A 313-nucleotide genomic window follows, 5' to 3' on the forward strand; every position below is an offset into this window, starting at 1 on the left:
AGGGCGTTCGATCAGCCACGTGGCGAAGACCTGCATTGAGCGGCCCTCGACCATGTCCAGCAGCCGGGAAGGGCCCGTGCCGTCACGGATCGGTGTCAGATCGATGATGACGGTGACGTACTTGTCCCCGCGGCGGGTGTGCCGCCAAACATGCTCATCAACACCAATGACCTTCACTCCATCGAAGCGGTGCGGGTCATCGATCAATACGCGCCGGCCCTCGGCCAGAACGGCGTTGTTCGCGGTATTCCACGACACGCCCAGGCCCTCGGCAACCCGGGCCACCGTCAGATGCTGACAGACGATGCCTTCC

1 pseudogene is annotated in these 313 nt (G+C 63.6%); it reads right to left on the minus strand.

Annotation, left to right across the window (positions count from 1 at the left end):
* Positions 1-313, minus strand: a pseudogene (locus tag AC0IY1_RS25345) (ISL3 family transposase); the annotation flags it as partial.

It is taken from the genome of Methylobacterium sp. AC690, from assembly GCF_979256535.1.